Below are 23,802 nucleotides of genomic sequence, written 5' to 3'. Positions count from 1 at the left end.
CATGATCAGGCGGTCTCGGCGCCCAGTCCATCCTTCTGTCCGGTGGTGGCCCAGCGCGCGGTGGGCACCACGGCACCGAACGGGAAGAAGTGCACCGCCGAGATGAGGCTCTCCGGGTCGGCCGAGACCGCCCGGGCGAGGCCGAGCAGGGTCTCGGTCGGCCGGTAGACCTGCGTGGCGAGCTTGAGCACGCTGCCGGTCTGCTTGCGCAGCACCGCGAGCGACGGCCCGACCCCGCAGGACAGGCCGAACCGCAGCAGGCGGGCCGGCGAGGTCAGGCCGGGGAGCCCGACGCGCACGGGCAGGGCGATGCCGGCCTCGCGCATGCGGCGCTCCCAGCCGAGCACCGGGTCGGCGGCGAAGCCGAACTGGGTGACGACGTGCAGCGGCAGCCCGCCGTCGCGGGCGAGCTTGTCCTTGCGCGCGAGGGCGTGGTCGACGGCGCCCTCGTCGACGCCGGGGTTGCCCTCGGGGTGCCCGGCGACGCCGATGCTCGCGAAGGGGCGGCGCGCGAGCACCTCGGACTCGAGCACCTGCAGCGTGTTCTCGAACGCCCCGGCCGGCGGGCGCGAGCCGGCGATCAGCAGGAGGTCCTCGACGCCGGCGTCGGCGACGGCGCCCAGCGTGCGGTCCAGCGCCGCGAGGTCCGGGATCGAGCGCACCGCGACGTGGACCACCGGGCGCAGGCCGTGCTCCCGGACGCGGGTCGCGGCGTCGAGGCTGCGCGCGAGGTCGACGCCGGGGAGGTCGGTGACGTAGACCCTCGTGCCCGGCGGGAGCAGGGCCGCCGCCTCGTCGAGGGCCGCCGTCTCGCGCGGGGTCACCTCGATGCTGAAGTCGGCGAGCATCCGGCGCACCGCGTCGTCGTCCATGGGGCCTCCGCGTGAAGGGGTACGCCGGCGAGTCTCGCGGGCGGGGCCCTCCGCTTTCTTCGTGTGCAACCACAAGGCTGCGCCGTCGTTTCCTGTCGTCGGCGACGATGACGCCCGTCACCCCCGGGCAGCAGGCTGCGAGGAGATGGCTGCCGGACGCGGAGCGCAGCGGAGCCGGACCATCGACGCCGAGGGAGACGCGCATGCTCGTCGATTTCCGCCCGCACGCCCGCCTGTGCAGTCCGACGACGCCGGTGACCATCGACGAGTCGCTCGGCCCGGTGGTGGGCGCACTGGGCGAGAGCGGCACCGACCTGTCGCGGGTGCGCGTCGTCTGCGACTGGGTGCAGTACAAGCAGAACTTCCGCGACGTCGTGGAGGTGCGGCCCATCGGCCGGGAGACGAAGCAATCAGGGGAGCACGCCGATAGGGGAGCTCGACCATCCGGGACGGCGACGCCGGACTCCCCGGTGCCCGAGGGCGTGCGCGACGACGACCTCGAGGTCGCCGTCGACGTGCGGCGCGCGGCGGGGGTGGACCTGCGGACCCGGACGCGCGAGGTCCTGGAGGCGCGCACGACCGGGGACGTGTTCCTCGAGGACTGGGCCCCGACCCGGCAGAGCTGCATCTGGGGCTTCAACGCCCTCTACTGGTCGGCCCTCGAGCTCTGGGAGAAGGCCACCGGCCAGGCCTACGAGCAGGCGCTGCCCGGCGGCGAGAGCGACGCCCGCAACCGCGGCGCCGCCCGGGACGTCGTCGCCGAGCTGTTCGCCGTGTGGGACGGGCTCGCCGACCGCGGCGCGCTGCCGCCCGAGCTCTACGTCGTGGAGATCGGTGTCGGCAACGGCGCGCAGGCCCGGGTCTTCCTCGACGAGCTGCGCGACATGGACGCGCAGCACGGGCGCGGGTACTACCGGCGCCTGCACTACCTCATGTGCGACTACTCCCAGCACGTCCTCGACCTGGCCCGCGAGACCGTCGCCGACCACGCCGACCACGTCAGCGCCTTCGTCGTCGACGCCACCCGGCCGCGCTCGGTGCTCGCGTTCCTGCAGTTCCGCGTGTTCCTGATCTACATCTCGAACGTCTACGACAACCTGCCGACCGACGAGGTCGCCCAGCTCGGGGGGCGCACGTACCTCGTCGAGTCGCGGGCGTACCTGCCCGCCGCCGACGCCGCCGAGATCGCGGCCTCGGTGAACGCGCGCCCCGACCAGCTGCCCGGCCTCGTGCAGACGCTGCTGCGCCTGGGCCCGGTGCTGCTGGCCGAGGCGCGCCCCGACCACGTCGCCGGCCCCGACGAGGCCGTGGCGTTCTGGCGGCGGGTGTGGTCGGCGGTGCGCCTCGCCGAGCGCTACACCGGGCTCGCCGGCCTCGACCTCTACGAGCTGTCCCCCACCGTCAACGGCGAGGCGCTGCGCCCGCTGCTGGAGTCCGGCGCGGACGTGCGCATGCACGTCAGCAACGGCGCGGTCGCGAGCTTCACCGAGACGATCGGGCTGCTCCACCCGTTCGGCAAGCTCGTGTGCCACGACCTGTTCGCGCGCGACGTCGGCGCCTACCGCACCGGGTTCCGCGGGCCGGGCAAGTACGACGGGTCGGTCGTGAACTGGGTGAACGGCCCGCTGCTCGCGCACATCGGGCGCCGCCGCGGGTTCGACGTCTCCTACGCGCCGTTCGCCCACCGGACCGGCACCAACATCGTCACGATGACCGCGCAGGTGAGGGACTGATGAACGAGTTGCTCCCGACCGCCGTCGTCGGCTCCTGGCCCGTCCCCGAGTGGCTGGAGCGCCTCAAGACCGACTGGTTCCGCAGCCGGATGAGCCGCACCCAGCTCGACGAGATCCACGACGTCGCGGTCACCGCGGCGATCAAGGAACAGGAGCTCGCCGGGATCGACATCGTGTCCGACGGCGAGCTGCGCCGCGACAACGACGTCGACTACCTGCTCGCGCGCATCCCCGGCATCGCGATCCCGCAGACCGGCAAGGACTTCTACTACGACTACTACGACGCCTCGGTCGCGACCACGCCGCGCCCGCCGGCGAGCGCGCCCGGGCTGGGCCTCGACACCGACTTCGCGTTCACGCGCGCGCGCACCGACCGTCCGGTGAAGTTCTCGTTCACGGGACCGTTCTCGCTGGCCCGGCGCGTCACCGACACCGTGCACCGCGACCCCGCCGAGCTCGTCCGCGCGATCGCGCACGTGCTCGCCGACGCGGCCGCCGCGCTGCGCGACGCGGGCGCGCAGCTGCTGCAGATCGACGAGCCCTTCCTCGCCGGCCACCCCGAGCAGATCGAGCTGGCCGTCGAGGCGATCAACATCGTCACCCGCGACGTGGACGTGAGCTGGGCGCTGCACGTCTGCTACGGCAACCGCTACGCCCGCCCGCTGTGGGAGGGGCACTACGACTTCCTGTTCCCCGCGGTCCTCGACGCGCGGGTCGACACGCTCGTGCTCGAGTTCGCGCGCAAGGGCGACGAGGACCTCCCGGTGATCGAGCGCTCTGGATGGGACCGCGCGATCGGGCTCGGCGTCGTCGACGTGAAGTCGCGGACGGTCGAGACGCCCGAGGTCGTCGAGGCCCGCATCCGGCACGCGCTCGAGTTCGTGCCCGCCGAGCGCCTGGTGATCAACCCCGACTGCGGGCTGCGCAACCTGCCGACGGCCGTCGCGACGGCGAAGCTGCGCGCGATGGTCGACGGCGCGGCGAAGGTGCGGGCGACCCTGACCTGACCGTCACCGGCCCTGCCCGTAGCCCCCGAACGCGATCTTCGCCGCCTCGATCTGATCGGCGTCGAGCAGCCGTGGCTCGCCGAGCTTCCGCGCCTCGGACCACAGCCGGCAGAGCCACTCCAGGTAGATGCTGCGCGTGTAGGCCTGCTCGAGGTGCGCGCCGTAGGTGGTGGCGCCGTGGTTGGCGAGGATGACCGCCGTGCGCCCCGCGAGGCCCTCGACGCCGAGGCGGGCGAGCTCCTCGGTGCCGTAGGGCGCGTACGGCACGACGCGCACCGGGCCGCCGAGCTGCGCGATCAGGTAGTGCACGGGCGGCAGCTCCTCGAGCAGCGTCGAGAGCGCGGTCGCGGACAGCGGGTGGGTGTGCACCACGGCGCCGGCGTCGGTCGCCCGGTACACCGCCGCGTGCATCGGGACCTCCGACGACGGGCGCAGCCGCGCGTCGACCGGCGCGCCGTCGAGGTCGACGAGGCAGACGTCCTCGGGAGCGAGGTCGTCGTAGGCCACGCCGGTCGGCGTGATCGCGATGACATCGCCGGTGCGCACCGAGACGTTGCCCGACGTGCCGACCGCGAGCCCGTCGCCGGCCAGCCGCCGCGAGTACGCGATCACCGCCTCGCGCTCCTCCTGCATCCTCATGCCTGCATCCTCACCGGAGCACCGTCTCCCGCTCCCAGACGCCGCGGCGGAACGTCGCCTCCTCGGTGACCACGGCGGCGAGCAGCTCGGCGGGCGTCACGTCGAACGCCGGGTTGTAGACCGGCGTGCCCGGCGGCGCCGTCGGCACGCCCGCCACCGTGCGCACCTCGTCGCCGTCCCGGTCCTCGATGACGATGTCGGCGCCGGACGCGGTGGCGTGGTCGACGGTCGACTCGGGCGCCACCACCACCATCGGCAGCCCGTGGCGCGCCGCGGCGCAGGCCAGCGCGTACGTGCCGATCTTGTTGGCGGCGTCGCCGTTGGCCGCGATCCGGTCGGCACCGACGACGACGGCGTCGACGAGCCCCCGAGCCATCGCCGATGCGGCCGCCGAGTCGACGAGCAGCCGGTGGGCGACGCCCATCTCGCGCAGCTCCCAGACGGTCAGGCGGGCGCCCTGCAGCAGCGGTCGGGTCTCGCAGGCGAGCACCTCGGCGACCCGGCCGCGCCCGGCGAGCTCGCGGACCGCGCCGAGCCCCGTGCCCCACGCGACGGTCGCCAGCGCGCCCGAGTTGCAGTGGGTGAGCAGGCGCAGGGGCCGGTCGGGGCCGAGCGCGGTGAGGAGGTCGGCGGCCCGGCGGCCCAGCAGCCAATTCGTGGCCTCGTCCTCGTCGAGCACCGCGCAGGCCTCGGCCACCACGGCGTCGGCGCCCTCGTCGAGCCGCGCGAGCGCGCGCTCGACGCCCCGTCGCAGGTTCACCGCGGTCGGCCGCACCGCGGCCACCCGCTCGGCCTCGGTGCGCACCCGCGAGGGGTCGCCGGGGTGGCGGCGCGCGGCCAGCGCGACGCCGAGGGCGCCCGCCGCCCCGAGGGCCGGCGCGCCTCGGATCGTCAGGTCGGCGATCGCGGCCACGAGCGAGTCGACCGAGGCGAGGCGCTGGACGCGGTACTCCCCCGGCAACGCGCGCTGGTCGATCGCCGTGACCGCTCCCCCGTCGCCGTCGTCCCAGTCCACCGTCCGCGCCATGGCGCCCAGTCTGCCGTGCTCAGGCCGCCCCGCGGGTGGCGACGAGGTCGAGGGCGATGTCGATGATCATGTCCTCCTGGCCGCCGACGAGCCGGCGCCGCCCGGCCTCGGTGAGGATGTCGCGGGTGTCGACCCCGTACCGGGCGGCCGCGTTCTCGGCGTGGCGCAGGAAGCTGCCGTAGACCCCGGCGTACCCGAGCGTGAGGGTCTCGCGGTCGACGCGCACGGGCCGGTCCTGGAGCGGCCGGACGAGGTCGTCGGCGGCGTCCTGCAGGGCGAACAGGTCGCAGCCGTGGGTCCAGCCGTAGGTGTTCGCGACGGCGACGAACGCCTCGAGCGGCGTGTTGCCGGCGCCGGCGCCCTGGCCCGCGAGGGACGCGTCGACCCGCGTGACCCCCTCCTCGACGGCGACGACCGAGTTCGCCACCGAGAGCGAGAGGTTCTCGTGGGCGTGGATGCCGATCTGGGTGCCGGGGTCGAGGACGTCGCGGTAGGCGCGGATGCGCTCGGCGACGTCGGGCATGGTCAGGCGACCGCCGGAGTCGGTGACGTAGACGCAGTGCGCGCCGAAGCCCTCCATGAGCTTGGCCTGGCGGGCCAGCTCGGCCGGCGGCGCCATGTGGCTCATCATGAGGAAGCCGGACACGTCCATGCCCAGCTCGCGGGCGGTGGCGACGTGCTGGGCGGCGACGTCGGCCTCGGTGGCGTGGGTGGCGACGCGGACCGAGCGGACGCCGAGCTCGTGGGCACGGCGCAGCTCGGCGATGGTGCCGATGCCGGGCAGGAGCAGCGTGGTCAGCACCGGGCTGTTCTCGGAGGCGTCGATGGCCTCGGCCGCGGCGCCGATCCACTCCCAGTCGGTGTTCGAGCCGGGCCCGTAGGTGAGGCTCGCGCCGGCCAGGCCGTCGCCGTGCGAGACCTCGATGGCGTCGACGCCGGCGTCGGCGAGCGCGCGGGTGATCGTGCCGACGGCGTCGGGCGCGAGCCGGTGCCGGATGGCGTGCATGCCGTCCCGGAGGGTCACGTCCTGGAGGTAGAGGTTGCTCATCGGGCGCTCCGGGTGGCCAGTTCCTCGCCGACGCGCAGGGCCGCCGAGGTCATGATGTCGAGGTTGCCGGCGTAGGCCGGGAGGTAGTGCGCGGCGCCCTCGACCTCGAGGAACACCGACACCTGGTGGGTGGGACGTGGCGCGTCACCGATGAGCGTGTGCAACGGCTGGTCGTCGGGGATCGCGCGCACCTGCACGGCCTGCTTGAGCCGGTAGCCGGGCACGTACTCGGCGACGGTCTTGACCATGGCCTCGACGGCGGTCGTGATCTCGGCGGCGAGGACCTGCTCGTCGCGCGGGTCGGCCGCGTCGCCGACCAGGCACAGCACGGTGTCGCGCATGATCAGCGGCGGGTCGGCGGGGTTGAGCACGATGATCGCCTTGCCTCGACCCGCGCCGCCGACCTGCTCGATCGCGGCGGCCGTGGTCTCGGTGAACTCGTCGATGTTCGCCCGCGTGCCGGGGCCCGCCGACCGCGACGCGATCGAGGCGACGATCTCGGCGTAGGGCACCGGGGCCACCGCGGCGACGGCCGCGACGACCGGGATCGTGGCCTGCCCGCCGCAGGTGACCATGTTGACGTTCTCGGCGTCGGCGAGGTCCTCGAGGTTCACCGGCGGCACGACGTAGGGGCCGATCGCGGCGGGCGTGAGGTCGACGAGGCGCTTGCCGTGGGGGCGCAGCAGCTCGGCGTTGGCGACGTGGGCCTTCGCCGACGTGGCGTCGAAGACGATGTCGATCTCGTCGAACGCGTCGAGCTCGGTCAGGCCCTGCGCGCCGGTGTCGACCGCCGCGATGCCGAGGCGGCGGGCGCGGGCGAGGCCGTCGGAGTCGGGGTCGATGCCGACCATCGCGGCGACCTCGAGGGTCTCCGACAACCGCACGATCTTGAGCATGAGGTCGGAGCCGATGTTGCCGGATCCGATGATCGCCACCTTGGTGGTCACTTCTCCTCCTCGAAGCGGACGGCCACGTCGCCGAGGCCGGTGAGGTGGGCCGTGAAGGAGTCCCCGGGCGCGGCGGCGACCATCGGCGCCGAGCACGAACGCGACCTCGGCCTCCACCTTGGGCTGGAGCAGGCGCCCCGCTCCGACGACGCCGTCCACTGCCATGTCGTCGAAGAGCACGCCGAAGTCCGGGGAGTTGACGCCGAGCTGGGCCTGCACCGCGGGGTTCGTCAGCCCGATCTTGCGCCCGACCACGCAAGCGCCGCCGGCGAGGCGGTGCGCGGTGCGGCGGCGCTGCACGGCGTAGGCGGCGTCGACGTCGTCGGCGCCGATGAGGTCGCGGACCGGGGCGCAGGGCGTTCCCGCGGCGGCGGCGTCGCGCAGGCGGTGGCGGCCTGGGCGACGGCGGTGGTGGTCGTCTGCGTGGGCACGGGGAGCACGGTGCGGGACAGTGCTTGCGGGTGGCCAGCGCCGAGTTCCGCTGAGCTGAACTCACTATGTGAGCACTTTCCGGCCCTATAGGCCCGGAAAGTGCTCACATGGCGTGCCGCCACACCTCAGGGCTCGCGCAGCGCCGCACGCCGGGCGAGCATCGCCGCGATCCCCGCCGCTGCGGCACGGACGGCGTCGGCGTGGCGTTCGGGGTGGAAGCGGTGCACCGGGCCCGTGACGCTCACCGCCGTCCGCACGCCCTGCCCCGGCTCGGCGACGCCGGCGGCGACGCACGTGATGCCGGTGGCGGACTCCTCGTGCTCGTAGGCGACGCCGCGCTCGAGGATCTCCGTGAGCTGGGCACGCAGCACCGGGGCATGCGTGATGGTCCTCGGCGCACACCGGGTCAACGGCCCGCCGAGCAGCGCGTCGACGTCGGAGGACGGCGCGTGGGCCAGCAGCACCTTGCCGATCGCGGTGGCGTGCAGCGGCATGCGCCCGCCGAGGCGCGAGGGCGAGCGGGCCTGCCGGTGCCCGCCCATCTTGGCCACGTAGACGACCTCGGAGCCCTCGCGCACGCCGAGGTGCACGGTCTCGTGGGTGCGCTCGTAGAGGTCTTCGAGGAACGGCGTCGCGACCTCCAGGAGCCCGCGCCCGAAAGACGCGCGCATCCCCAGCTCGAAGACCAGGCCCGAGAGGCGGTACCGGCCGTCGGGCCGCTCGAGCAGGCCGTGGTCGACGAGCTCCCCGAGCGTGCGGTGCAGCGTGCTCTTGGCCAGCCCGGTGCGCCGGTGGAGCTCGGCGAACCCGAGCGTGGCGTCCTCGGCGGTGAAGGCCTGCAGCACGGCGAGGGCCTTGCCCAGCACCGTGGCGGGGGCGCCCTCGGGGACCATGCCCCCAGTATCGGTCAGACCTGGCTGTCGGTGATCACCGCGAGCGGGGCGGTGGGCTGGTGGGTCGCGTAGCGGCGGGGCTTGCCGTCGCGCGGCGGCGGGGTGGTCGCCGGGACGCCGCGGGTGTCGACGGTGGCGAGGACCTCCGTCCCGAACCCCCAGCCGGTGCGGCGCGCGGCGCGGGCGGCGTCGGCGAGCTCGTCGAGGCCCCGCCCGGAGACCCCGCCGGCCCCTCGCGGTGCCGGCGCGGCCGGCTCCGGCGGCGGCTCCGGGCTGGGCGCGGGGCTCTCCTGGCGCCGGCCCGGCCGGCCCTTCCGGTGGTGCCCCATCGTCGACCACTCCCGCCGTGTGCCCGCCCGCCCCGTCATTCCTCAGAACGAGCGGGGCGGCCGCGGGCAACGTCCGCCGGGCGATCAGCCGAGATCGTTGGTGCGGAAGGTGTCGCAGCGCGTGGGGTCGCCGGTGGTGTATCCGGTGGTCAGCCACTTCTTGCGCTGCGAGGACGTGCCGTGGGTGAACGAGTCCGGGTCGATGGTGCCGCCGCCGAGGCGGCCCTGGATGTAGTCGTCGCCGATGCGCTGGGCGGCGTCGATCGCACCGTCGAGGTCGGCCTGGGTGACCTCGGTGATGAAGGCCGGGCGCCCGTTCGACGGCGTGGCCGCGTGGTTCATCCACACGCCCGCGTAGCAGTCGGCCTGCAGCTCGAGACGCACCGCGTCGGAGGTCGCGCCCTGCCGGGTGCGCACGGCCGCCTCGGTGCCCAGCTGGTCCTGCACGTGGTGGCCGTACTCGTGGGCGAGCACGTAGGCGTTGGTCAGCCCGCCGCCCTGCGCGCCGAACTGCTGGCGCAGCTGGTCGTAGAACGTGAGGTCGATGTACACGAGGTCGTCGGCCGGGCAGTAGAACGGGCCCGCGCTCGAGTCGGCGCGCCCGCAGCGGGTGTTCACCGCGCCGGAGAAGAAGACGGTGTCGACGCGCTGGTAGGTCGGCTGGGCGCCGCGCGTGACCCGGGCGATCTGCGCGTAGCCGCCGCCCGCCCAGTACGCCTGGATCGAGTTGATGTCGGCGACGATCGCGCAGTCCGGGTTCGTGTTGGCGTCCGCGCCGGTGCGGCACTCGCTCGCGAGCTCGGAGGTGCCCGCGACGGGCGGGCCCCCGGGCTCGCCGAAGCCGCCCGCCACCGAGGACGACGTGCCCGACCCGCCGGTGAGGTACGGCAGCGCGAAGAACCCGACCACCACGACCAGGATCACGACCCAGCTGACCTTCCCGCTGCGCCCGCGGAACAGCAGGCTGATCAGCAGGGGCAGCAGGCCGCCCATGCCCCCGCCGCCGATCCCCCCGCCGCCGAACCCGGACCCGCCGCCGCCCTGCCCCCGCTGGTCGGTCACCTCCGACGCGTCGAGCTGGGCGTCGTCCTCGTAGCGCATCGCCCGATCCTGGCGCAGGGGAGCCGCCCGTGTCGCGTGCAAGGGTGGGCGTGTGACGGCGGACGTGTGGGTGGTCGGCGGGGCCCCGGGCGCCGGGAAGAGCACCGTCGCCGACCGGTTGATCGCCCTGCTGGACCCCGCGCCGGCCCTGCTGGACAAGGACACGATGTACGGCGGCTTCGTGGCCGCGACGCTCGACGCCGCCGGCCGCGAGCCCGGGGAGCGGGAAGGGCCCTGGTACGACGAGCACGTCAAGGTCCACGAGTACGGGGGCATGACGGCGGTCGCCCGCGAGATCCGCCTGCGCGGGTGCCCGGTGGTGCTCAGCGCCCCGTTCACCGGCCAGATCCGGGACCCGGCGCGCTGGCGGGACTGGGTCGCCGAGCTCGGCGGCGACCCCGTGCGCCTCGTCTGGGTCTCGTGCGACCCCGCGACGTTGCGGCGGCGCCTGCTCGCCCGCGGGCGGGAGCACGACGCCGGGAAGCTCGCGGCGTTCGACGCCTTCGTCGCCCGGATGCAGCCCGACACCCCGCCGCCCGTGCCGCACCTCGCCGTCGACACCGCCGCGGACGTGTCGGTCGACGATCAGCTGCGCCAGAATCACCGACCATGGGAGACGAGCTCGACGTCGTCGTGATCGGCGCCGGCGTCGCCGGGCTGGCCGCGCTGCACCTGCTGCGCTCCCACGGGCTGCGGGTGCGCGCCTACGACGCCGCGGACGACGTCGGCGGGTCGTGGTGGTGGCACGGCTACCCCGGCTCCCGGCTCGACACCGAGGGCCACGCCTACCAGTACTTCTTCGCCGAGGACCTCGTGCGCGACTGGGGCTGGAGCGAGCGCTTCCCCGCCGGGTACGAGGTGCTGCGTTGGCTGCGGTTCGTCGCCGACCGCCTCGACCTGCGCCGCGACATCGTCCTGTCGACCCCGGTGGTCGCCGCGTCGTTCGACGAGGAGCGCGCCCGCTGGACGGTGCGCACCGCACACGGCGAGACGGTCGGGGCGCGCTTCGTCGTCGCCTGCACCGGGCTGACCCCCGGGCCCGCCCTCGAGCTCCCGGGCGACGGGTTCGCCGGCACGGTGGTGCGGACCTCGCGCTGGCCGGAGAAGGGTCCCGACCTCGCCGGGCGGCGCGTCGGCGTGGTCGGCAGCGGCACGGCGGCCGTGCAGCTCGTCCCCCGCATCGCCGGCGAGGCCGCGGCCGTGACGCTCTTCGCGCGCGAGCCCGTCGCCGTGGTGCCGCGGGTGAACACGATGTACGGCTGGCGCGAGCGCGACGCCTACCGCGCCCGGTTCGCCGAGCTGCGCGCGACGCTGCCCCACACCCCGACGGGCGGCGACGACGGTCACCGGGCGGGCGACATCGCGGAGCTCTACGCCGACGGCTCGCGGCGGCTGTGGTTCGGCGCCCCGCCGAGTGCGGCGGTCACGACGCACGTGCGTGCGGCGATGACGGCGCGGCTCGGCGACCCCGCGCCGGCCGCGGTGCTGGTGCCGGCGTCCGACGACGCACCGATGACCCTCGACGCCGGGTTCCTCGAGGCCTTCGGCCGCGCGGACGTCGACCTCGTCGACCTGCGCGCCGACCCGATCGCCGCGGTCCGCGCCGAGGGCCTCGAGCTCGCCTCCGGCGCGGTCCACGAGCTCGACGTCGTCGTCCTGACCGAGGAGTACGACGCCGGCCCGCCCGCGCTCGCGGGCGTCGAGGTGCGCGGGCCCGGCGGACGGGCGCTGGCCGACGCCCCGGGCACCGTGCTCGGGCTGGCCACGCCGGGCTTCCCCAACCTGTTCACCACCGCCGCGGCCCCGGCCCCGACCTCGCGCGACGCGGTGATGACCACGGTGCGCGAGCACCAGGCGGCGTGGATCGCCCGCGCGATCCGCGACCTCGACGCCGCCGGGGGCACGACGATCGAGGCGGTCGTGGCCGGCGCCGACACCGTCGACGGGGTCGGCGACTACGTGGCGCGCTGCGAGCAGGAGGCCGCGGCGGGCTACCCGTCGTTCCGCCGGTCCTGAGGTGCGCCCCCGTTCTGAGCGAAGGGCACCTTCGCTCGGATAGACCGGCGAGGGGCACCCTTCGCCGGAACGAACAGCCGCTCGAGAAGCACCTCGCGCATGATCAGCGGGCGGCGACAGCTGCCGAACGTGCCGGTCGCCTCAGGAGGCCGGCGACCAGACGCACTCGCCGGTGAACTCGACGAGCCCGTCGCTCGCGCGCACGGTGATGTAGGCCGGGCCCTCGTTCGTGGTCTCCGGGATGCCGATCGCGGTGCCGTCGGCGCGCTGCCGCGACGCCATGCAGAGCGGGAAGATGCTGCCCTCCGGGGCGCCCGCGGTGCGGTAGCGCCCGGGCGCGATCTCCGAGCCCACCGTGTAGGTGCCCTGCGAGAAGCTGCCGGCCGGCGCGGCGGCGCTGGTCGGCGCGGCGGCGGACGACGGCGCCGAGGACGACGGCGCCGTGTAGCTCGTGCCGTACGTGCTGGAGTTCGACTCGCTCACCGCGCCGGCGAACCCGATCGCCCACAGCATGCAGACGAGGAGCCCGACCCCGCCGAGGATCACCCCGGCGATCGCGAGCCCGCGGCCGGCGCCGTTCTTCCGCGTCGCGGCGGTGAGCCCGACGATCGAGAGCACGAGCCCGACGGGGCTGATCACCCAGGACACGATGCCGAGGAACGGGATCAGGGAGAGCACCGCGCCGACGAGCGCCACGACGAACCCGCCGGTCGCCATCCCGTTGGACGGCTGCTGCTGCGAGTACGGGGGCGGCGGGCCGTACTGCGGCTGATACGGCTGGTACGGCGGCGGGTACTGCTGCGTCACGACGGAACCCCCGAGATCTTGACTGGATGCCGGTGTCTCGTTCGTCGCCGGAGGGGCGTTACGTCAGGCTTCGAGCAGCACCCCGTCGAGGAAGCCGGCGAGAGCGTCGTGGGCGTCCAGGGGCAGCACGTGCGCGACGTACTGGTCGGGGCGCACGACCACCACGCACCCCGCGGCGCGGTCGATCCCCCGCAGGTCGAAGACGTCCGCGCGGGCCGGGTCGGGGCAGAACACCTTCTCGTGGTCGACCAGCCCGAACGGGCCCTTGTGCGGGCGCAGCACCGGCGGCAGGTCGACGACCGCGACCTCGCGGTGCCCGCACGGCAGGACGGCGCGGACGTCGACCACCGAGTCCGGGTCGGCGCCCGCCGGGGTGAAGCGCGCCGTGAGCATCGCCAGGAACGCGCACAGCGGGGCGAACCGCGCGCCGTCCCGGTCGGCGAAGACGTAGAGGCGCCACGCCCCGTCCGCGCGCGCGGCGTGCCCGAGGTGCATCGGCTTCGCGTCGGCCACCCGCACCACCGGCGCGGAGTGGAACCGCATGCCCACCGGCAGCCCGGTGGCCAGGTGCTGGTGGGGCGCCCCCGAGGTGATCATCGACGGCGCGTACCGGACGGCCACGCCCGCGGTGAACCGTCCCTGGTCGCGGAAGTAGCGCTGGAACTTCTCCGGATCCGTCGAGGTCCCCTCGGGGTGCGCGCTGAACATGGCCGCGAACTCGCGGTCGAAGTCGATCAGTTCCTGGGCGACGGCCTGGCGCTCCGCGGAGTAGGTGCCCAGCAGCTCCGGGCGCGCCCGGCCCCGCAGGACCGCGGCGAGCTTCCAGCCGAGGTTCCACGTGTCGGCCATCGACACGTTCATGCCCTGGCCCGCCTTGGCGCTGTGGGTGTGGCAGGCGTCGCCGGCGATGAACACCCGGGGGTCCCGCGGGTCGTCGTCGAACCGGTCGCACAGGCGCTGCCCCACCTCGTACACCGACCACCAGCCGACGTCGCGCACGTCGATCGCGTACGGGTGCAGGATGCGGTTGGCGACCTCCGTGAGCTCCTCGGGCGTCACCCGCCGGGCACGGTCGTGGTCGGGCAGCTCGATGTAGAGCCGCACGAGGTACCCGCCCTCGCGGGGGATGATCAGCAGGCTGCCCGCGCTCGAGGTGATGGCGCTCTTGAGCCGGATGTCGGGGAAGTCGGTGACCGCGAGGACGTCCATGACGCCCCACGCCTGGTTCATCGGGTCGCCCTCGAGCCGACGCCCGATCGCCTCGCGGACCGCGCTGCGCGCCCCGTCGCAGCCGACGACGTAGCGGGCGCGGAGGGTCGAGGGCCCCAGCTCCACGGTCACCGGGTACTCGCCGGACCCCACCTCGAGACCCGTCACGGTGACCCCGTGGTGCGGCGCGAGACGGCTCGCCGAGCGCGCCATGTGCCCGCGCAGGAAGGCGAGCATCCGCGCCTGGTTGACGATCAGGTGCGGCATCTCGGAGAGGTCGTCCTCGACGTCCGGGATGCGCCCGGTCCGCACGATGGCGGCGGGGTCGTGGGGGTCCGGGCGCCAGAACGCGACCTCGTTGACCTGGTAGCCCTCCGCCACCACGTGCCGGGCCAGCCCGAAGGCCTCGAACATCTCCACCGTGCGGCACGCGACGCCGTCGGCCTGCCCGACCTCGAGCGGTCCGTCGCGGCGGTCGATCACCACGGTCCGGATGTCCGGGAACGCCGCCAGCTGGGCCGCGAGCACGAGACCGGCCGGCCCGGCCCCGACGATCAGGACGTCCGCGGTGTCGGGGAGCCCGTCGGGTCGCCCGGCCACCGAGGGGTCCGGGTCCGCGACGAACGGGTCGCCGGTGCGGTACCCGCCGACGTAGAACTGGGCCATCGCCGTGAGGCTAGGTGCGTTCTGCCCGGCGGGCCCTACTCTTCTGTCGTGCAGAACAAGCCGACCTACGGGATCCAGTCGGTGGACCACGCGCTGCGGCTCGCGGCGGTGCTGCAGCAGGAGGGCCCGCTGCGGGTCAGCGACGCGGCGGAGCGCCTCGGCGTCGCGCGGTCGACCGCGCACCGGCTGCTCGCGATGCTCGTGTACCGCGACTTCGCCGAGCAGGACGAGGACCGCCGCTACGTCGCCGGCCCCGTGCTGCGCCGCCCGGGCGCGCCCGAGCCCGTCGCCGACCTGCGCCGGGCCGCGCTGCCGCACCTCCACGAGCTCACCGCGCAGACCGACGAGACGACGAACCTGGTGGTGGTCGTCGACGACCAGGCGCGGTTCGTGGCGTCGGTGGAGTGCGACCAGGTCCTGCGCGTCGGCGACCGGGGCGGGCGGGTGCTGCCCGCGCACCTGGCCTCCGGCGGGCGCGCGGTGCTCGCGACGCGCCCCGAGGACGAGGTCCGGGCGCTCTACGCCGGCGCCGGCTCCCCCGTTGCCGACGTCGACGCCCTGCTGCGCGAGCTGCGACGGACCCGGCGCCAGGGCTTCGCGCTCAACGACCAGCGCACCGAGACCGGGGTGACCGCCATCGGGGCCGCGGTGCCGAGCACCGCGGTCCCCGGCGCCATCTCGATCTCCATGCCGACGGCCCGCTACCGGCGCGCACGGCTCACCGAGTGGGCGGGCCTGCTGACCGACACCGCCCGGCGCATCGCCCGCGACCTCTGACCAGAACCTCGTTCTTCCCAGCAGAATCTCGCCCAGAAAGTGGGCGCGGCGGACTAGATGTCTCCCCTGAGGAGAGGGGACCGCATGAACGAGATCGCGGAGCAGGTGGCGCTGGCGTCACGCGTGCTCGCCGCGAACGGCCACGACGACCTCATCTGGGGCCACGTCTCGGTCCGCGACCCCGACGGGGGCGGCGCCTGGCTCAAGACCGCCGAGTGGGGCCTCGGCGAGGTCACCGCCGACCGCGTGCACCTCGTCGACGGCACCGGCACCGTGCAGGACGGGTCGGGGAGCCCGCGGCACAGCGAGTACCCCATCCACACCGAGATCCTGGCCGCGCGCCCGGACGTCGGCGCCGTCGTGCACACCCACCCGCCGCACGCCGTGGCGCTCGCCGCGTCCGGACAGTCGCTGCAGCCGGTCAGCCACACCGCGACGATGTTCGTGCCGCCCGAGGTCCCGCGCTTCACCGACACCGCCGACCTCATCCTCACCACGGAGCTCGGCAAGCGCGTCGCCGAGGAGCTCGGCGACCACCGCGCCCTCTTCCTGGTCAACCACGGCATCGTCACCGTCGGCCCGGACCTGCCGACGGCCGTGGTCACCGCGGTGATCCTCGAACGGGCCTGCGCCCAGCAGATCCTCACGCGCACCGCGGGCGGCTGGCCGAGCTGGTCGCCGCCGGAGGAGGCGCTCGCCAAGCGCGAGCACATCTACTCGCCGACCGCGATCGGCGCGGTGTGGGACCACCTCGTGCGGGAGCTGGACCGGTGACCGACACGAGCATGCTCATCGGCGGCAAGCTGCGCCCCGCGTCGGACGGCAGCGTCCTCGACGCCCTGAATCCCGCGACCGGGCAGCGCCTCGGCACGATCCCCGACGCGACCGCCGACGACGTCGACGACGCCGTCGCGGCCGCCTCGTCCGCGTTCACGAGCTGGCGGCGCAGCACGCCGGGCGAGCGCACCGCGCTGCTCACGGCGCTCGCCGACGTCGTCGCCGCCCATGCCGACGAGCTCGCGCGCCTCGACGCCGACGACAACGGCTCGCTGTACCGCGAGATGCGCCGCGACGTCGACACGGCGGTCTTCTCCCTGCGCTACTACGCCGGGCTGACCCTCCAGCTGCACGGCGACACGGTGCCGAGCGAGCCCGGGACGCTGACGTACTCGGTGCGCCGGCCCTACGGGGTGGTCGGGCGCCTGATCCCGTTCAACCACCCGCTGATGTTCGCCGCGTCGAAGATCGCGGCGCCGCTGGCCGCGGGCAACACGGTGGTGATCAAGCCGAGCGAGCACACCAGCCTGTCGGCGCTGCGCCTCGGCGAGCTCGTCGCCGACGTCGTCCCGGCGGGCGTACTCAACGTCGTGACCGGCACCGGCGCGCGCTGCGGCGACGCGCTCGTGGCCCACCCCGACGTGCGGCGCCTCGCGTTCACCGGCTCCGCGGCCACCGGGCGCGCGATCCAGCGGCGCGCGGCCGAGGTGTCGATCAAGACGGTGACCCTCGAGCTCGGCGGCAAGAACCCGCTGGTCGTGTTCCCCGACGCCGACCTCGACGTCGCGGTCGCCGCCGCGGTCCGCGGCATGAACTTCACCTGGCAGGGCCAGTCGTGCGGCTCGCTGTCGCGCGTCGTCGTGCACCGCGACGTCCACGACGCGTTCGTCGAGAAGCTCACCGCGACGGTCGGCGCCCTGCGCCCCGGCCTGCCCGACGACCCCGGCGCCGACACCGGCGCGATCGTCAACGCCGGGCAGCTCGAGAAGGTGCTGTCGTACGTGCGCCTGGGCCAGGAGGAGGGCGCGCGGCTGTGCACCGGCGGCGACCGCGTGACCGACGGCGGCCTCGCCGACGGCCTGTTCGTGCGCCCGGCCGTGTTCGCCGACGTCGACCCCGCGTCCCGCCTGGCCCAGGAAGAGATCTTCGGCCCGGTGCTGGCGGTGATGCGTCCCTTCGCCGACGCCGACGAGGCCCTGCGGATCGCCAACGCCACCTCGCTGGGCCTGACGGCCGGCGTCTTCACCCGCGACCTCGGCACCGCGCACCGCTTCGCCGAGGACCTCGAGGCCGGCTACGTCTGGGTCAACGAGGTCGGCCGCCACGTCCCCGGCACGCCGTTCGGTGGCGTCAAGGACAGCGGGATCGGCCGCGAGGAGGACCTCGACGAGCTCTTCTCGTACACGCAGCTCAAGAACGTGCACATCAACTACGGACACCTCTGACCCTGGCGAGGACCCGCATGACGACCACCGAGACCCGCGCCGACCAGCTGCGCGCGGCGAAGCACCCCGTCTACAACGACCGCAAGCTGCGCCTCGGCACGTTCTCGACGAACCTGTCCGGCGGCTGCTCGATCTCCACGGTCGAGGGCGCGCTGGAGGCGACCTGGGAGAACACCGCGGAGCTCGCGCGGATGGGCGACGAGATGGGGTTCGAGGCGCTCGTGCCGGTCGGGCGCTGGCGCGGCTTCGGCGGCCCGACGAACTTCAACGGCACCGGGTTCGAGTGCTTCACCTGGGCCGCGGGCATCGGCGCGACGACGCGCGAGGCCGGCGTGTTCGTCACCTCGCACGTCCCGACCATCCACCCGCTGATGGCCGCGAAGCAGGCCGCGACCGTCGACCACATCACCGGCGGGCGCCTCGCCCTCAACATCGTCACCGGCTGGCACACCCCGGAGATCGAGATGTTCGGGGCCGCCCAGCTCGAGCACGACCAGCGCTACGACATGTCCCAGGAGTGGTTCGACGTCGTCCGGCGGCTCTGGACCGCCGAGGAGACGTTCGACCACGAGGGCGAGTTCTACAAGATCGTCGACGCCCGCATCTCGCCGCTCCCGCTGCAGTCGCCCTACCCCGTGACGATGAACGCCGGCAGCTCGCCGAAGGGCCGGCACTTCGGGGCCCGCAACTGCGACGTCGTCTTCGCGTCCTCGGATATCAAGAACCAGACCCCGGAGGGCATGAAGGACAAGGTCAACCAGTTCCGCGAGCTGGCCCGCACCGAGTACGGGCGCGAGATCCAGGTGTGGATCAACGCGTACGTGGTGCAGGGCGACACCGAAGCCGACGCGCAGCGGTTCCTGCACCACTACGTCGACGAGCTCGGCGACTGGGAGGCCGCCTCCAACCTGGTGACCTCGCTCGGCGTGAACTCGCAGTCCTACGACCTGTCGACCATCGAGGACATGAAGCGCCACTTCATCGCCGGATGGGCGGGCTACCCGATCGTCGGCACCGGCGAGCAGATCGTCGGCGCGCTCGGCGACCTCGTCGCGGCCGGGCTCGACGGCATCCTGCTGTCGTTCCCCCGCTACGTGCAGGACATGGCCCGGTTCCAGCAGGAGGTCTACCCCATGATCGTGCAGGCGGGGCTGCGGTGAGCGGTCCGCTGGACCGTCTGCGCGTCGACAGCGTCGGCAGCCTGCTGCGCCCGCCGACGCTGGGCGAGGCGTTCGCGCGGCGGCGCCGCGGCGAGATCGACGCCGACGCGCTGCACGAGGCGCAGGACGAGGCGGTGCGCGAGGTCGTGCGCGCCCAGGAGAAGGTGGGGCTGCCGGTCGTCGTCGACGGCGAGTACCGGCGCGCGACGTTCATGGACAGCTTCGCCGACGTCGCCGGGTACGCCGACCTCGCCGCGAACCTGTGGGCCGCGCACGCCCGCCGGACCCTCGACGCCGCCGGCGGCGACCGCGCCGAGGCCCCCTCGGCGTCCAGCGCGACTGTCGCCACCGAGCCCCTGCGCCTGGTCCGCAACGTGCCGCGCGAGGAGTTCGCGTTCGCCCAGGGGTGCACCGACGTGCCGGTGAAGACCACGGTGCTGGGCCCCGACCGCGTGTTCCAGACGTTCGACGCCGAGGGCTCGCGCGCGGTCTACCCCGACCCGTGGGCGTTCCTCGACGACGTCGTCGCCGTCGAGCGCGACATCGTGACGGGCCTCGTCGACGCGGGCTGCCGCTACGTCCACGTCGACGCGCCGGGGTTCACCGCCTACGTCGACCCGCCCTCGCTCGAGCGCCTGCGCCGCCGCGGCCTCGACCCCGCCGACGTGCTCACCCGCACGCTCACCGCGGAGAACGCCGTGGTGCGCGACCACCCCGGCACCACGTTCGGCCTGCACGTCTGCCGCGGCAACGAGCAGGGCCACTGGCACCGCGAGGGGCACTACGACCCGATCGCCGAGCAGGTGTTCTCCGGGCTGGAGCACGACCGGCTCCTGCTCGAGTACGACACCGAGCGCGCCGGGTCGTTCGCGCCGCTGCGCTTCGTGCGTCCCGGGACGACCGTGGTGCTCGGGGTGGTCAGCACGAAGTCGGCGCGGGTCGAGACCGTCGACGAGGTGGTCGCCCGCGTCGAGGAGGCCGCGCGCCACCTGCCGCTCGAGCAGCTCGCGATCAGCCCGCAGTGCGGGTTCGCCTCGACGATCGAGGGCAACGACCTGACGCCCGACCAGCAGTGGCGCAAGTTCGAGGTGCTGCTGGAGGCCGCTCAGCGGCTCTGGGACTGACGGATCCGCCGGCGCGCCTGGTCGATCAGGCTGCGGGCCGCGGCGTGCATCCGCGCGCCGACGTCCGCGGGCGCCTTGCCCGCGCAGGCGCGGGCGTGGGTGCCCTCGAGCAGCACGCCGAGCTTGAAGCACGCCATCACCGCGTACCAGGGCACGACGGCCGGGTCGGTGCCCGTGAGCTCGGCGTAGCGCGCGACCAGCTCGTCCTCGCCGGCGAGGCCCTCGACGCGCGCCCAGCCGAGGTCGGTCCCGCTCACGGGCCAGGTCGCCAGCAGCCAGCCCAGGTCGAGCAGCGGGTCGGCGACCGTCGCCATCTCCCAGTCGACGATCGCGGTCACCGCCGCGCCGTCGGGGTCGACCAGCACGTTCGCGAGGTGGTAGTCGCCGTGCGCGAGCGCGGGCGGGCCGGAGACCGGGAGGTGGCGCTCGAGCCAGTCGGCGACGTCGCCGGCGTCGTCGCCGAAGCCGGGGTAGCCGTCCACCTCGCGGTGGCGCGCGAGCTCGTCGCGCCAGCGCGGCACCTGGCGGGCGAGGAAGCCCTGCGGGCGGCCGACGTCGCCGAGGCCGACCGCCTCGACGTCCACCGCGTGCAGGGCGGCCAGCGCGTCGACCATGGCCGGGCCCACCGCGTGCCGCAGCGCCGGGTCGGCCGCCTGCGCCGGCGAGGGCCCGGTCGCCACGTTGACCCCCGGGACCTCGGCCATCGCGTAGACCACGCGGCCGGGCAGCACGCCGTCGGCCGGGGCGGTGGCGAGCAGGCGCGGGTGCGGCACGTCGGTGGACGCCAGCGCCCCGAGCACCCGGATCTCGCGCTCGATCGCGGCGTTGCTGCCCGCGCGCAGGTGCCGGGGCCCGCTGCGGACGACGACACGCCGGTCCGGCCCGACCGCGCGCAGCATGAGGTTCTGGGTGCCGCCGGCGAGCGGCTCGAAGGTCCAGGGCCCGCCGCCGAGCCCCGCGGAGCCGAGCCACGCGACGACGGCGTCGGTCTCCTCGCGTGCCAGCATGCGTCCATCATCACCGGAGGGGGGAGCGCCACGCATGGGCAGGTTCGCCGACAGGGTCGTCGTCGTCACCGGGGGCAGCCGCGGGATGGGCCGGGCGATGGTGCGGGCGTTCGCCGCCGAGGGCGCGTCCGTGGTGATCGCGAGCCGCAAGATCGACGCGTGCGAGGAGCTGGCCGCCGAGGTCGGCGACCGCCACGGCGTCGCAGCGCTGCCGGTGGCCTGCAACGTCTCGAGCTGGGACGACTGCGACGCCCTGGTCGACGCCGTCGACGCGGCGTTCGGGCGGGCCGACGTGCTGGTCAACAACGCCGGGCTCTCGCCGCTGTACCCGGCCCTGGACGAGGTGTCCGAGGGGCTGTTCGACAAGGTCCTCGGCGTCAACCTCAAGGGCCCGTTCCGGCTCTCCGCCGCGCTCGGGACCCGGATGGTGGCCGCCGGCGGCGGGGCGATCGTCAACATCAGCTCGATCGCCGCGATCCGCCCCGGGCCCTCCGAGCTGCCCTACGCCATGGCCAAGGCGGGGCTCAACACGCTCACCGAGGGCCTCGCGCAGGCCTTCGGGCCGACCGTGCGGGTCAACGGCGTGCAGGCCGGCCCGTTCCGCACCGACATCTCGACGGCCTGGACCCCCGAGGTCGTCGGCGCCTTCGAGCGCAGCACCGCGCTCGGGCGGATCGGCGAGCCGGAGGAGATCGTCCCCGCCGTGCTGCACCTCGCCTCCGACGAGGCGTCGTTCACCACGGGCTCGGTGCTGCGCGTGGACGGCGGGATGCCCTGAGCGGCCGTCGTCGCTAGCGTTCGTCCGTGCCGCCCTCCCGCGCCCGTCTGATCGCCGTCGCCCTCGACGCCCGTGAGCCGGAGGCGCTGGCCTGGTTCTGGTGCGCCGCCCTGGGCTCGTCGGTGGTGCGGCGCTGGGACGACGCGCACGGGACGTCCTAAGTCGAGGTGGGCCTCGCCGGCGAGACCGTCCTGCTGCTCCAGCACGTCGCCGGCGGCAAGAGCGGGAAGAACCGGCTGCACCTCGACCTCGCCGCCCCCGGCGACCAACGGGCGGAGGTCGAGCGGCTCCTCGGCCTCGGGGCCCGCGTGGTCGACGAGGCGCCCGACCACCCGTGGATCGTGCTCGCCGACCCCGAGGGCAACGAGTTCTGCGTGCTGCCGCCCCGGTAGCCCGTCAGGCGTCGACGGCGTCGTCGGCCTTCGCCGCGCCCCGCGACCCCATCGGCTGCGGTTCGCCGCGGGTCGTGTCCTGCTCGGTCTGGTACTCCGCCTCCGAGTTGATCTCGGCGCCGAGCAGGACGATGTAGCTGGTCAGGTACAGCCACAGCAGGAACACGACGATGCCGGCGAGCGCGCCGTAGGTCTTGTTGTAGCTGCCGAAGTTGTCGACGTAGAAGCTGAACAGGGCGCTGCCGACCACCCACAGCACGGTCGCGATCACCGACCCCGGCGTCACCCACCGGAAGCGCGGCGCGTCGCGGTCGGGGGCGATGCGGTAGGCCACGGCCAGCCCGGTGACGACGAGCCCGACGAGCAGCACCCAGCGCACGATCTGGGCGACGACCCGCCCGGCGGTCCCGAGCCCGTCGAGCAGCACCGGCGCCACGGCCACGAGGGCGACCGCGACCACGACGAACACGACGGCGCCGAGCGTGAGGGCGAGCGCGATGGCGCGCAGCTTCACCGCGCCGCGCCCCTCGGTCTCGTCGTAGGCGATGTTGATGGCCGCCATGAGGTTCTGGGTGCCGCTCGAGGCGCTGAACAGGGCGGCGAGGATCGAGATGACCAGCCCGGTGGTCAGGCTGCCGCTGCTCGCGGTGACGACGGAGCCGATCTGGTCGGCCACGAGGCTCTGCGCGCTCTCCGGCAGCCCCGCGCTGAGGCTCTCGATCGTCGCGGCCACCTCGGCCGGGTCCGCGACGAGCCCGTACAGCGAGACCAGGGCGATGAGCGCCGGGATGATCGCGAGGAACCCGAAGAACGCGACGCCGCCGGCGAGCATGCTGACGTTGTCGGCGCTGCTCTCCTTGAAGGCGCGGCGCAGGATCTGCCACCAGCCGCGGGCCGGCACCTGCTGCGGCGAGCGCGCGCGGGCTCCGGGCACGGCCGGTGAGGCCGTGGCCTCCGCCGTGGTCTGCGCCGTCCCCGCCGCGGTGCGCGCGGCGGCACGGCGCCGCGGGGGCGTCTCGTCCGGGCTCTGGAGCACCTGGCGGACGACGAGCACGGCGGAGAGCAGTCGGACGACGACACCCACGGTGGCCCTCCTCGGATCGTCGGATCGGGGTCGGGGCCGCTGGTACCCGATGCGTGGCCGCCTCCATCACCGTCCCGGGTCACGAATCCCGCCCGACCGAGCGGTAGCCGCCGATCGGGTGACGGTGCGGTTTCCGCGCGCACCGATCGGGCACCACGGCAGCCCACGACCGATTGAGGAGTGACAGGGATGCCTCCAGCACCATCCGGCGGCGGTGGGTTCGACATTCTGCAGAGCCTGCAGAACGCGTTCACCACGCTGCTGAACTACGTGCCGAACGTGATCGGGGCCCTGCTGGTCCTGGTCATCGGCTACATCATCGCCCGCCTGATCCGGGCTGGGATCAGCAAGCTGCTGCGCAAGGTCCGCGTCGACGAGAAGCTCACCCACGGCAAGGGCGGCGAGTACGTCGCCCGGTTCTCGCCGCAGGGCAAGCCCTCCCAGCTCGTCGGGCTCGTCGTGCAGTACGTGCTGATGGTCTTCGTGATCGTCTCCGCGGTCGGGACGCTGAACATCCCCGCGGTCACCGGGT

Annotated in this window: 24 protein-coding genes and 1 pseudogene; 13 read left to right on the top strand and 12 right to left on the bottom strand. The window is 74.3% G+C overall.

Going from position 1 to position 23,802, the window contains the following annotated elements:
* Positions 1 to 5 precede the first annotated feature (5 nt).
* Complete coding sequence (locus ACFPK1_RS32845; RefSeq protein WP_378025136.1) at positions 6 to 872, bottom strand: methylenetetrahydrofolate reductase; 867 nt, start codon at positions 870 to 872, stop codon at positions 6 to 8.
* Between the two features lie 203 nt (positions 873 to 1,075).
* On the opposite strand from ACFPK1_RS32845, the gene ACFPK1_RS32840 reads away from it, so the two are divergent.
* A complete protein-coding gene (locus tag ACFPK1_RS32840; RefSeq protein WP_378025135.1) occupies positions 1,076 to 2,605 on the top strand; it encodes a hypothetical protein in 1,530 nt (509 codons plus the stop codon).
* Positions 2,605 to 3,612, top strand: a complete 1,008-nt coding sequence (locus ACFPK1_RS32835; RefSeq protein ID WP_378025134.1) for a uroporphyrinogen decarboxylase/cobalamine-independent methonine synthase family protein — start codon at positions 2,605 to 2,607, stop codon at positions 3,610 to 3,612. The genes ACFPK1_RS32840 and ACFPK1_RS32835 overlap by 1 nt, the downstream gene beginning before the upstream one ends.
* A gap of 3 nt (positions 3,613 to 3,615) precedes the next feature.
* On the opposite strand, the gene ACFPK1_RS32830 is transcribed toward ACFPK1_RS32835, so the two are convergent.
* The 4 genes from ACFPK1_RS32830 to ACFPK1_RS32815 are packed head-to-tail and all read right to left on the bottom strand — an operon-like array spanning position 3,616 to position 7,273.
* Positions 3,616 to 4,251 carry a class II aldolase/adducin family protein gene (locus ACFPK1_RS32830; protein ID WP_378025133.1) on the bottom strand — a complete coding sequence of 212 codons (636 nt, stop codon included), beginning with the start codon at positions 4,249 to 4,251 and terminating at the stop codon, positions 3,616 to 3,618.
* A gap of 10 nt (positions 4,252 to 4,261) precedes the next feature.
* Positions 4,262 to 5,278 carry an S-methyl-5-thioribose-1-phosphate isomerase gene (gene mtnA / locus ACFPK1_RS32825; protein WP_378025132.1) on the bottom strand — a complete coding sequence of 339 codons (1,017 nt, stop codon included), beginning with the start codon at positions 5,276 to 5,278 and terminating at the stop codon, positions 4,262 to 4,264.
* 19 nt (positions 5,279 to 5,297) lie between these two features.
* The gene (gene dmpG / locus ACFPK1_RS32820; RefSeq protein WP_378025131.1) at positions 5,298 to 6,326 is read right to left on the bottom strand and encodes a 4-hydroxy-2-oxovalerate aldolase; all 1,029 of its coding nucleotides are present in this window, start codon (positions 6,324 to 6,326) and stop codon (positions 5,298 to 5,300) included.
* Entirely contained in the window at positions 6,323 to 7,273 is a 951-nt protein-coding gene (locus tag ACFPK1_RS32815) for an acetaldehyde dehydrogenase (acetylating) (RefSeq protein ID WP_378025130.1), read from the bottom strand. Before ACFPK1_RS32815 ends, dmpG begins: the two co-directional genes overlap by 4 nt.
* A gap of 51 nt (positions 7,274 to 7,324) precedes the next feature.
* Here ACFPK1_RS32815 and ACFPK1_RS32810 point away from each other — a divergent pair, with 51 nt between their 5' ends.
* Positions 7,325 to 7,795, top strand: a complete 471-nt coding sequence (locus ACFPK1_RS32810) for a hypothetical protein (RefSeq protein ID WP_378025129.1) — start codon at positions 7,325 to 7,327, stop codon at positions 7,793 to 7,795.
* Between the two features lie 35 nt (positions 7,796 to 7,830).
* Here ACFPK1_RS32810 and ACFPK1_RS32805 read toward each other — a convergent pair whose 3' ends face one another.
* The 3 genes from ACFPK1_RS32805 to ypfJ all read right to left on the bottom strand — a co-directional run bounded on the left by ACFPK1_RS32805 (position 7,831) and on the right by ypfJ (position 10,028).
* Positions 7,831 to 8,598, bottom strand: coding sequence for an IclR family transcriptional regulator (locus tag ACFPK1_RS32805; protein ID WP_378025128.1), 768 nt, complete (start codon positions 8,596 to 8,598; stop codon positions 7,831 to 7,833).
* Positions 8,599 to 8,612: 14 nt separating this feature from the next.
* Entirely contained in the window at positions 8,613 to 8,927 is a 315-nt protein-coding gene (locus tag ACFPK1_RS32800; protein ID WP_378025127.1) for a hypothetical protein, read from the bottom strand.
* Positions 8,928 to 9,011: 84 nt separating this feature from the next.
* Positions 9,012 to 10,028 (bottom strand): KPN_02809 family neutral zinc metallopeptidase, encoded by a 1,017-nt coding sequence (gene ypfJ / locus ACFPK1_RS32795; protein WP_378025126.1) that lies wholly within the window; start codon positions 10,026 to 10,028, stop codon positions 9,012 to 9,014.
* A 52-nt stretch (positions 10,029 to 10,080) separates the two neighbouring features.
* On the opposite strand from ypfJ, the gene ACFPK1_RS32790 reads away from it, so the two are divergent.
* Both ACFPK1_RS32790 and ACFPK1_RS32785 read left to right on the top strand, forming a co-directional pair.
* Positions 10,081 to 10,665, top strand: a complete 585-nt coding sequence (locus tag ACFPK1_RS32790) for a P-loop nucleotide/nucleoside kinase family protein (protein ID WP_378025125.1) — start codon at positions 10,081 to 10,083, stop codon at positions 10,663 to 10,665.
* Entirely contained in the window at positions 10,638 to 12,044 is a 1,407-nt protein-coding gene (locus ACFPK1_RS32785; protein WP_378025124.1) for a flavin-containing monooxygenase, read from the top strand. The genes ACFPK1_RS32790 and ACFPK1_RS32785 overlap by 28 nt, the downstream gene beginning before the upstream one ends.
* Before the next feature lie 141 nt (positions 12,045 to 12,185).
* On the opposite strand, the gene ACFPK1_RS32780 is transcribed toward ACFPK1_RS32785, so the two are convergent.
* Positions 12,186 to 12,851 (bottom strand): DUF4190 domain-containing protein, encoded by a 666-nt coding sequence (locus ACFPK1_RS32780; RefSeq protein ID WP_378025123.1) that lies wholly within the window; start codon positions 12,849 to 12,851, stop codon positions 12,186 to 12,188.
* Positions 12,852 to 12,914: 63 nt separating this feature from the next.
* Positions 12,915 to 14,726: an FAD-dependent monooxygenase gene (locus ACFPK1_RS32775; protein WP_378025122.1), complete on the bottom strand. Its 1,812-nt coding sequence runs from the start codon at positions 14,724 to 14,726 to the stop codon at positions 12,915 to 12,917.
* Between the two features lie 48 nt (positions 14,727 to 14,774).
* Between ACFPK1_RS32775 and ACFPK1_RS32770 the strand changes: the two genes are divergently transcribed.
* The 5 genes from ACFPK1_RS32770 (at position 14,775) to ACFPK1_RS32750 (ending at position 20,009) form a co-directional block, all read left to right on the top strand.
* The gene (locus tag ACFPK1_RS32770; protein WP_378025121.1) at positions 14,775 to 15,503 is read left to right on the top strand and encodes an IclR family transcriptional regulator; all 729 of its coding nucleotides are present in this window, start codon (positions 14,775 to 14,777) and stop codon (positions 15,501 to 15,503) included.
* 84 nt (positions 15,504 to 15,587) lie between these two features.
* Entirely contained in the window at positions 15,588 to 16,277 is a 690-nt protein-coding gene (locus ACFPK1_RS32765; protein WP_378025120.1) for a class II aldolase/adducin family protein, read from the top strand.
* On the top strand, positions 16,274 to 17,725 hold the full coding sequence (locus tag ACFPK1_RS32760; protein WP_378025119.1) for an aldehyde dehydrogenase family protein: 1,452 nt from the start codon (positions 16,274 to 16,276) through the stop codon (positions 17,723 to 17,725). The genes ACFPK1_RS32765 and ACFPK1_RS32760 overlap by 4 nt, the downstream gene beginning before the upstream one ends.
* Positions 17,726 to 17,742: 17 nt before the next feature.
* The gene (locus ACFPK1_RS32755) at positions 17,743 to 18,885 is read left to right on the top strand and encodes an LLM class flavin-dependent oxidoreductase (protein WP_378025118.1); all 1,143 of its coding nucleotides are present in this window, start codon (positions 17,743 to 17,745) and stop codon (positions 18,883 to 18,885) included.
* The gene (locus ACFPK1_RS32750) at positions 18,882 to 20,009 is read left to right on the top strand and encodes a uroporphyrinogen decarboxylase/cobalamine-independent methonine synthase family protein (RefSeq protein WP_378025117.1); all 1,128 of its coding nucleotides are present in this window, start codon (positions 18,882 to 18,884) and stop codon (positions 20,007 to 20,009) included. Before ACFPK1_RS32755 ends, ACFPK1_RS32750 begins: the two co-directional genes overlap by 4 nt.
* On the opposite strand, the gene ACFPK1_RS32745 is transcribed toward ACFPK1_RS32750, so the two are convergent.
* Positions 19,991 to 21,016: a phosphotransferase family protein gene (locus tag ACFPK1_RS32745; protein ID WP_378025116.1), complete on the bottom strand. Its 1,026-nt coding sequence runs from the start codon at positions 21,014 to 21,016 to the stop codon at positions 19,991 to 19,993. The two genes, ACFPK1_RS32750 and ACFPK1_RS32745, sit on opposite strands and share 19 nt — an antisense overlap.
* A gap of 34 nt (positions 21,017 to 21,050) precedes the next feature.
* Between ACFPK1_RS32745 and ACFPK1_RS32740 the strand changes: the two genes are divergently transcribed.
* Positions 21,051 to 21,794, top strand: a complete 744-nt coding sequence (locus tag ACFPK1_RS32740) for an SDR family NAD(P)-dependent oxidoreductase (protein WP_378025115.1) — start codon at positions 21,051 to 21,053, stop codon at positions 21,792 to 21,794.
* Between the two features lie 26 nt (positions 21,795 to 21,820).
* Positions 21,821 to 22,186: pseudogene (locus ACFPK1_RS32735) on the top strand (VOC family protein).
* Positions 22,187 to 22,190: 4 nt separating this feature from the next.
* Here ACFPK1_RS32735 and ACFPK1_RS32730 read toward each other — a convergent pair.
* Positions 22,191 to 23,270 carry a YihY/virulence factor BrkB family protein gene (locus ACFPK1_RS32730; protein WP_378025114.1) on the bottom strand — a complete coding sequence of 360 codons (1,080 nt, stop codon included), beginning with the start codon at positions 23,268 to 23,270 and terminating at the stop codon, positions 22,191 to 22,193.
* A gap of 189 nt (positions 23,271 to 23,459) precedes the next feature.
* Between ACFPK1_RS32730 and ACFPK1_RS32725 the strand changes: the two genes are divergently transcribed.
* Positions 23,460 to 23,802, top strand: a 343-nt coding sequence (locus ACFPK1_RS32725) for a mechanosensitive ion channel family protein (RefSeq protein WP_417281747.1), incomplete at its 3' end; no start/stop codon positions are given.

This window comes from Actinomycetospora rhizophila (assembly GCF_042657905.1).
In the GTDB taxonomy this organism is placed as follows: domain Bacteria; phylum Actinomycetota; class Actinomycetes; order Mycobacteriales; family Pseudonocardiaceae; genus Actinomycetospora; species Actinomycetospora rhizophila.
The sequence above is the reverse complement of the archived record's forward strand: the minus strand, read 5'-3'. Positions and strand labels throughout refer to the sequence as shown.

Excerpts from the sequence above, each read along its gene's own strand:
- ACFPK1_RS32845 (WP_378025136.1), bottom strand. The coding sequence starts at position 872 with ATGGACGACGACGCGGTGCGCCGGATGCTCGCCGACTTCAGCATCGAG.
- ACFPK1_RS32840 (WP_378025135.1), top strand. The coding sequence starts at position 1,076 with ATGCTCGTCGATTTCCGCCCGCACGCCCGCCTGTGCAGTCCGACGACG.
- ACFPK1_RS32835 (WP_378025134.1), top strand. The coding sequence starts at position 2,605 with ATGAACGAGTTGCTCCCGACCGCCGTCGTCGGCTCCTGGCCCGTCCCC.
- ACFPK1_RS32830 (WP_378025133.1), bottom strand. The coding sequence starts at position 4,251 with ATGAGGATGCAGGAGGAGCGCGAGGCGGTGATCGCGTACTCGCGGCGG.
- mtnA (WP_378025132.1), bottom strand. The coding sequence starts at position 5,278 with ATGGCGCGGACGGTGGACTGGGACGACGGCGACGGGGGAGCGGTCACG.
- dmpG (WP_378025131.1), bottom strand. The coding sequence starts at position 6,326 with ATGAGCAACCTCTACCTCCAGGACGTGACCCTCCGGGACGGCATGCAC.
- ACFPK1_RS32805 (WP_378025128.1), bottom strand. The coding sequence starts at position 8,598 with ATGGTCCCCGAGGGCGCCCCCGCCACGGTGCTGGGCAAGGCCCTCGCC.
- ACFPK1_RS32800 (WP_378025127.1), bottom strand. The coding sequence starts at position 8,927 with ATGGGGCACCACCGGAAGGGCCGGCCGGGCCGGCGCCAGGAGAGCCCC.
- ypfJ (WP_378025126.1), bottom strand. The coding sequence starts at position 10,028 with ATGCGCTACGAGGACGACGCCCAGCTCGACGCGTCGGAGGTGACCGAC.
- ACFPK1_RS32785 (WP_378025124.1), top strand. The coding sequence starts at position 10,638 with ATGGGAGACGAGCTCGACGTCGTCGTGATCGGCGCCGGCGTCGCCGGG.
- ACFPK1_RS32775 (WP_378025122.1), bottom strand. The coding sequence starts at position 14,726 with ATGGCCCAGTTCTACGTCGGCGGGTACCGCACCGGCGACCCGTTCGTC.
- ACFPK1_RS32765 (WP_378025120.1), top strand. The coding sequence starts at position 15,588 with ATGAACGAGATCGCGGAGCAGGTGGCGCTGGCGTCACGCGTGCTCGCC.
- ACFPK1_RS32755 (WP_378025118.1), top strand. The coding sequence starts at position 17,743 with ATGACGACCACCGAGACCCGCGCCGACCAGCTGCGCGCGGCGAAGCAC.
- ACFPK1_RS32745 (WP_378025116.1), bottom strand. The coding sequence starts at position 21,016 with ATGCTGGCACGCGAGGAGACCGACGCCGTCGTCGCGTGGCTCGGCTCC.
- ACFPK1_RS32740 (WP_378025115.1), top strand. The coding sequence starts at position 21,051 with ATGGGCAGGTTCGCCGACAGGGTCGTCGTCGTCACCGGGGGCAGCCGC.